Consider the following 6,899-nt stretch of genomic DNA (forward strand, 5'->3'; position numbering starts at 1 on the left):
AAAAGCCGGGCGGGGAGCGAGGCGGCGGGTGAGTTAAACTGAGTTCTATGTTGAAGAATTATTTTAAAGTGGCGCTGCGGAATCTCTGGAAAAGCAGGGCTTATTCGGCCATAAATATCGTCGGGCTGGCGGCTGGTCTCGGCGTTTGTCTGCTTATCGTATTATATGTGATCGACGAGTTGAGCTATGACCGCTATAATGCCCGGGCGGACCGGATCTATCGGGTCGACGCGGATATCTATTTCAATAACACGCAGTTCTCTGCCGTGGCGACGCCCCGGCCGCTGGCCGCTACCCTGGTCAGGGAGTATCCGCAGGTGGAGCAGATGGTGCGGACGAATTACCAGGCGGACGTCATGGTAAAGAAGGGGGCCGGTTTTATCCAGGATCACCGGCTTGTCTTTGCCGACTCGACCTTTTTCCAGGTGTTTACGGTCCCGATGAGCTCGGGGGATCCGAATACGGCGTTGAATGAACCCAACAGCATCGTGATCGATGAGAGTGCGGCCCGGCGGTATTTTGGGGCTACGGATGCCTTGGGTAAGACGCTGGAGTTGGAGAATCATGCCATCTGCAGGGTGACGGGGGTGATCAGGGACATGCCCGAGGCGTCGCATTTTCATTTCCATTTTATCCGGCCTTTGCGGGATTTTTTCAATCATGGGGATGAGAATGACTGGCTGAGCAATAACTACACGAGTTATATTCTTTTGCGTCCCGGCGTGTCGAGGGCCTTCATGCAAAGCCGGGTGGATGCGACGATCAGTACTTATCTGGGACGGCAGTTGCAGGACCTGCTGCACACATCGGCGGAGGATATGCGAAAGGCGGGGAATCATTTCAAGTATGAGCTGATGCCGCTGACGGATATCCATCTGCATTCCGACAAATCGTATGAATTCGAGGCAAACGGCAATATTCAATTCGTCTATATTTTTTCGATCGTCGCGATCCTGATCCTGCTGATCGCGTGTGTGAATTTTATGAACCTGAGCACGGCGCGGAGTGCGAACCGGGCCAAGGAGGTGGGCATCCGGAAGGTAGCGGGAAGCACGAGGGGGCATCTTATCGTGCAATTTCTGACGGAGTCGGTATTACTGAGTTTTTTCGCGCTGGTGCTGGCGCTGGGTATAGCGGTTTTGTTGCTGCCGATGTTCAATATCCTTGCGGGCAAGGAATTGCATGCGGGGGTGTTATTTTCGGCGCGGCTGCTGCCGGTGCTGGTCGTGCTTGTTTTGCTGGTGGGAGTGATCGCCGGGAGTTATCCGGCCTTTTATCTGTCCTCTTTTCAGCCGATACTCGTATTGAAGGGCAAGGTCGCGGCAGGCTTCCGGGGCAGCTGGCTGCGGGGCGGGCTGGTGGTTTTCCAGTTTATCATCTCCATCGGATTGATCATTGCGACGCTTGTCATCTATCGGCAATTGCAATTTATCCGTAGCCGGGACCCGGGGTTTAACCGGGAGCAGGTGTTGGTGATCCACAGCGCCTATGGGGCGGGTGATCCGATCAGGAGCTTCCGGCAAGACCTGCTGAAGCTGTCGGGGGTGGAGAATGCGACGCTTTCGGGTGATCTGCCCACGGCCGGCGGCGGTTATAATCAGAACGGATGGTTTCGTGATCCCTCGATGGATGCCAAGCGGGTGACGGTGATGACCTCGCTCAATGTAGATGAGCATTATATTCCAACGCTTGGGATGCAGATGGTGAATGGCCGGAATTTCGCGCCGCAGCAGTTTCCCACCGACTCAACGGGGATCATTATAAATGAGGCGGCGGCGAAGATGCTCGGGTTTGCGACGGCCACCGGTGAGAAGTTGTACCGGCCGGGCCGGAATATGGCGCCGACGGAGATGCACCTGATGGGGATCGTAAAGGATTTCAACTACAGCTCGATGCATCAGAAGGTGGGGCCGTTGATCATGACGCTGGGGGACAACCGCGGGAGTATGGCGGTGCGGCTGCGACCGGGGACGGCGGCCGCGATGGAGCGGCAGATAGAAGAAAAGTGGAAGGTCATGGCCGTGGGCCTGCCTTTTAGTTATACGTTCATGGATAACGATTTCAACAATCTTTATCATGCGGAGCAGCAGACGGGGCAGGTGTTTATCACCTTTGCCGTATTTGCGATACTGATCGCGTGTCTGGGGTTGTTTGGCCTGGTCACCTATGCCGCGGAACAGCGGCGCAAGGAGATCGGCATCCGCAAGGTGCTTGGCGCGAATGTGGGAGGTATCGTGGCGTTGCTGAGCAAAGACTTTACGATCCTGGTATTGATCGCTTCGCTGATCGCTTTCCCGGTGGCCTGGTGGGCGATGAGCAAGTGGTTGGAGAGCTTTGCGTATCGCGTAGGGATCTCCTGGTGGGTTTTTGTGGTGGCGGGGCTGACGGCCGTGGTGATCGCGCTGGTGACGGTGAGTGTGCAGACGATACGGGCGGCGGTGGCCAACCCGGTGCGGGCGCTGAGATCGGAATAAACATTACATCGAGTCAGGCTGAGCCGGTTCTTTTTCTTCTTCCTTGTCTTTTTTGAATTCCAGTTTCCCGAATTTATAGGTGAAGTTGATCCCGAAGGACTGATAGGGTACGCGGCGGAGGCTGTTGAGCGTGAAGTTCGAGCCTTTGACGGCCGTGGCCTGATCGACATAGAAGCCGAAGGGGTTTGTGGTGGTGAAGGCGATGCTTGCCTTTTTGTTCCAGAATTGTTTGCGGGCGGCGAAATTATACGAGGTGAAGGAGGGGTACCGGCCCTGGATCTCGTTGCGGGCGGAGTTGAAGTTGCCGAAGAACTCGAGGATAAAGGTGGAGCTGAGCTGGTAGGAGGCGTTGAGATTGATGCGATAGTTGAAACTGTTGATCGCACTGCCACCGAGGGAACCGGTGGTGATATGGCGGTTGAAGACCGAAATATTGCTGCGGAGGTTGAGTTTTTTTCCGACGGGGACGGAGCCGTAGATATTGACACCGGTATTTGCTTCCGCGCCTACATTCATGGGCAGGCTGACGGAGACATCGCTGTATACGGAATCGCCGAGGGTGAAGTTGGGATAGTACTGGATGAAGGGTTGGATATCGTGTGATGACTTCCGGTAGAAGGCCTGTACATTGATGGCGCTTCCTTTCTCGAAGGATCTGCTATAGGTGAGGTCGAAGTTGTCGGCGACCTCGGGTTGCAGGAAAGGATTTCCCCCGCTGAGGTTCTTTGGGTCGCTGGCGTTGATATAGGGATTCAGCCAGCGATAGTTCGGACGGTGGATGCGATGAGCGTAGCCGATCTTCAGCGTCTGTTCGTCGCCGAAGCTGTGCGAGAAGATGATCGTGGGGGCAAAGGTATTATACCCGGGGATATTCGTGTTCGGAGCTTTTGAAAAGCCGGCATCCGTTTCCGTGCGCTCGTAGCGCAAGCCGCCTTTTACGTCGAGAAAATTGAACAGCGGGAAGGTGAGCGAGGCATAGCCGGCGTAGACATGGCGGTTATAGGTGAGGGCATTGGATTGGCTGCTGTCGTACGGATAGTCTGCGATGCCGGGGTCAAAGGTATAGACCGGGGAGTTACTGGCGATCTGGCGCAACTGAACGCGGCCGCCGGTTTCGAGCCGGACCTTGTCGCCGAAGGGCTGGACATAATCGAGGCGGAAATTTACTTCGTGATCGTGGCCGGTGCTGCTCCCCTGGGAGCCGCCGAAGGTGGAATCGCCGTTGGGCATGCTTTGGGCCTGGGTATAGGCGCTGCTGTTGTGTCCCTGGCTGCCGTCAATGGAAAGGTCGAGTTCCCGATCTTCCTGTTCAAACGTTCTTTTATAATGAAGTTCCCAGTCGAGGGAGGTGGCCCGGAACTGGCTTGTCGACCGGATCAGGCTGGCCAGATCGAAATTGGGTGTCGTTGTTGCGGGATCGAACTTTTGTTCGTGTTGTTCGGTGGTACCCTGGTTGTGGTTGCCAAAGTTATCGTAGCCGGCGTTTGCGGAGATGGTGTTGTGTTTGTCGGGGGCCCATTCGAAGCCGATGCCGGATTCGAAGCCGTTGCGCAGAAAGCGGCTGCTGCCGTTTTGCATCAGATTGTCTACAAGATTGCCGGCCGAATCGTAGGAGCGGCGAATCGAGGAGTTGCGGGTGGTGGAAGGAAGTTGGGCATTGCCGCTGAAAAAGGCGTTGATCCCAAAGTTACCATGCCGGGCGTTGAGGTTGAGTGAACCGTTTTGCAGGCGGGATCCGCCGGTAAGGCTGAGATTGCCGTTAATGCCGTTAAGCTTGTTATCTTTAAGGATGATGTTGATGATTCCGCCGGTGCCTTCGGCGTCGTATTTGGCGCCGGGGCTGGTAATGACCTCGATGCTTTTTATCTGGCTGGCGGGGATGGCCTGCAGTGCGTCGGCAAGGCTATTGCCGAAGATGCTGGAGGGCCGGCCATTGATGAGAAAGAGGATGTTGGTGTTCCCCATGATATCGACGTTGCCGTCGACGTCGACCGAGACCATGGGTACTTTTTTCAGGACGTCGGTCGCGACGCCGCCGAGGGAGGTGACGTCCTTTTCGACGTTGTACACCAGTTTGTCGATCTTGTTCTCGACGAGGCCGCGGGGTGCGGTGACGGTGACGGCCTGGAGATCGGTGGCTTTCTTGCCGACCATGATATCGCCAAGTATTACCGCTTTTTTCCCATCCAGGGTGACGGCGCGGAGCGTATGGGGAGCATAGCCGATGAGTCCGATGGTAAGCGTATAGCTGCCGGGGGTCAGATCGTCGACGGCGAACGTGCCTTTGGGGCCGGTCATGCCCCCGCCGGCGGGTTTTGTTTCTTTTTGCTTATACACCGTGATCGTTGCATATTGCAAGGGTTGATGGGAAAGCGAGTCGACGATACGGCCGGTGATGCGGGCGACGGATTCGTTCGATGGGGTCTTGTCCTGGGCGTTGGCGAGGGAAGCGCAAAACAGGGTCAACAATAACGCGTACAGTTTGTTCATGTTCACAGTAAAGGGCAAATTTAAGGCTATTTTCTGGAGGGAAACTGTAGAAACCTATGTTGGATATTGATTGGGGCAGTATCGAAAAAAAGATCACCGGGCAGGTGACCAGGGCGTTTGATGCGGGGGATGCTCCGCATTATCCCTATCATAATCTTGAGCACACGCAGGGCGTTGTCCTGCATTGCCGGGAGATCGCCACGCATTATTCCCTTGCCGGGCGGGAACTGTTCATTCTGATCGCGGCGGCCTGGTTTCATGATATCGGGCATTTGTATGGGGCGATAGAAGGACATGAAGAACGGGGAGTGGTGCTGATGCGGCAATATCTTTGTCAGCTGCCGCGGGAGTTGACGACGGCGATTGCGACCTGTATCATGGCGACCCGGCTTCCCTCCCGCCCTCATTCCCTTTCCGAGCAGATCATTTGCGATGCCGACACGTACCATCTGGGTACGCCGTTGTTCCGGCAGACGGACCCGCTTGTGCGCCGGGAGATGGAGTTGCGGACGGGCATGGCGATGGCGGACTGGGGTTCGAAGACGCTGACGATGCTGCGGCGGCATGTGTTCTTTACGGATTATTGCCGAACGCTGCTGGCGAAGGGCAAGGAGGAAAATGTCAGGTGGGTGGCGGCGCAGCTGGAATTGCGATGAAACGATCGATCTGTATGATGCGATCGGGCGGTTGCCGTATTTTGATCCCGGATTGATCGATGAAGGAGTTCCACAGGAGGTGATCGCTTTTCGTGAGAAGCTTGCCGGTGCGGATGGGGTGCTGATCTGTACGCCGGAGTATGCGCATGGGGTTGTGGGGTCGTTGAAGAATGCGATCGACTGGACGGTGGCGACGGCTGACTTCTCGCATAAGCCGACCGTGCTGATCACGGCTTCGACGGATGGGCGGTTTGGGCATGCGGCGTTGCTGGAGACGTTGCGGGTGATCGAGGCGGAGAGTATCGACCGGCTGAATCTGCTGATCCCTTATGTGCGAACGAAGGTTGGTCCCGATGGGAAGATCACCGATGCGGGGACGCTGGAGGCGGTGAAGCAACTGATGGCGGTGTTTATGCAAACGATGAATGCGCCGGTTGCGAGGGATGCGCAATAAAAATGAGCGACGGCACCGAACAGGATGCTAAACAAAACCGATCGATGTTACAAAACAGAGTCAATCCATTTGGGAATATCATCCGTACGGCGGCGAGGGGTCACTGGCTGGGCAACCGGGGGGTGATCCATAACGAGCGGCAGGAGGTGACGCGGCCTTTCCGACTGAAGGCATGGATCGCGTGTTTGCTTTCCTTTAAGGGCCGGAAGCGGGTCGTGATGTCGCCGGGGCGGTGGACGGAGCTTTTCTTTTTTGATGAGGCGACGGCGTTCTCGGCGGGGCACCGGCCTTGTTTCGAGTGCCGGCGGGCGGATGCCGTCCGGTTCAAACGGGCATGGATAGCCGGGAATCCGGAATATGGGTTTCATGAAAAGACGCCGATCGGTGAGATAGATAAGATCCTGCACCGGGAGCGGGTTGCGGAGGATGGTTCGAAGGTTCGATTTGAAGCGGAGTTGGGGAGGCTGCCGGATGGAAGTTTTATTGAATGGCAGGGGGATGCGTGGTTGGTGTGGGAGGGGTTGGTTTATCGCTGGGCGCCGGAGGGGTATTCGGCCGGCGTTGCGGGGCCGGGAGGAAGGGTGCGGGTGCTTACGCCGGCGTCGGTGGTGAAGGCGTTTGGGGCGGGGTATATGCCGCAGGTAGGATTGGACACAGACGCGGATGACGGGCGTGAGGCACATGCTGAGCGGGAGACGGATGACGGGCGTGAGACACATGCTGAGCGAGAGACGGATGATGGGGGTGAGACACATGCCGGGTGAGACGCGTCATGACGTTGTTTTTAACAGATGGAGGGCGCTTTCGGCGAGAAAGCCGGCGCCG

5 protein-coding genes are annotated in these 6,899 nt (G+C 56.6%); 4 read left to right on the forward strand and 1 reads right to left on the reverse strand.

From position 1 onward, the window contains the following. Positions 1–47 precede the first annotated feature (47 nt). Positions 48–2,474: an ABC transporter permease gene (locus VGM48_RS06845; protein WP_331577387.1), complete on the forward strand. Its 2,427-nt coding sequence runs from the start codon at positions 48–50 to the stop codon at positions 2,472–2,474. A 3-nt stretch (positions 2,475–2,477) separates the two neighbouring features. On the opposite strand, the gene VGM48_RS06850 is transcribed toward VGM48_RS06845, so the two are convergent. Continuing rightward, the gene (locus VGM48_RS06850; RefSeq protein WP_331577389.1) at positions 2,478–4,964 is read right to left on the reverse strand and encodes a TonB-dependent receptor domain-containing protein; all 2,487 of its coding nucleotides are present in this window, start codon (positions 4,962–4,964) and stop codon (positions 2,478–2,480) included. 56 nt (positions 4,965–5,020) lie between these two features. Here VGM48_RS06850 and VGM48_RS06855 point away from each other — a divergent pair, with 56 nt between their 5' ends. Genes VGM48_RS06855 through VGM48_RS06865 form a run of 3 tightly spaced genes read left to right on the forward strand, consistent with a single transcriptional unit; the run spans position 5,021 to position 6,838 of the window. Beyond that, positions 5,021–5,620 carry an HD domain-containing protein gene (locus VGM48_RS06855; RefSeq protein ID WP_331577391.1) on the forward strand — a complete coding sequence of 200 codons (600 nt, stop codon included), beginning with the start codon at positions 5,021–5,023 and terminating at the stop codon, positions 5,618–5,620. Then, on the forward strand, positions 5,583–6,074 hold the full coding sequence (locus tag VGM48_RS06860; RefSeq protein ID WP_331577393.1) for an NADPH-dependent FMN reductase: 492 nt from the start codon (positions 5,583–5,585) through the stop codon (positions 6,072–6,074). The genes VGM48_RS06855 and VGM48_RS06860 overlap by 38 nt, the downstream gene beginning before the upstream one ends. Before the next feature lie 44 nt (positions 6,075–6,118). Then, entirely contained in the window at positions 6,119–6,838 is a 720-nt protein-coding gene (locus tag VGM48_RS06865) for a hypothetical protein (protein WP_331577395.1), read from the forward strand. The last annotated feature ends 61 nt before the right edge of the window (positions 6,839–6,899 follow it).

It is taken from the genome of Puia sp. (assembly GCF_036500295.1).
In the GTDB taxonomy this organism is placed as follows: domain Bacteria; phylum Bacteroidota; class Bacteroidia; order Chitinophagales; family Chitinophagaceae; genus Puia.

Coding starts and splice junctions, on each gene's coding strand:
- VGM48_RS06845 (WP_331577387.1), top strand. CDS start 48: ATGTTGAAGAATTATTTTAAAGTGGCGCTGCGGAATCTCTGGAAAAGC.
- VGM48_RS06850 (WP_331577389.1), bottom strand. CDS start 4,964: ATGAACAAACTGTACGCGTTATTGTTGACCCTGTTTTGCGCTTCCCTC.
- VGM48_RS06855 (WP_331577391.1), top strand. CDS start 5,021: ATGTTGGATATTGATTGGGGCAGTATCGAAAAAAAGATCACCGGGCAG.
- VGM48_RS06860 (WP_331577393.1), top strand. CDS start 5,583: ATGTCAGGTGGGTGGCGGCGCAGCTGGAATTGCGATGAAACGATCGAT.
- VGM48_RS06865 (WP_331577395.1), top strand. CDS start 6,119: ATGTTACAAAACAGAGTCAATCCATTTGGGAATATCATCCGTACGGCG.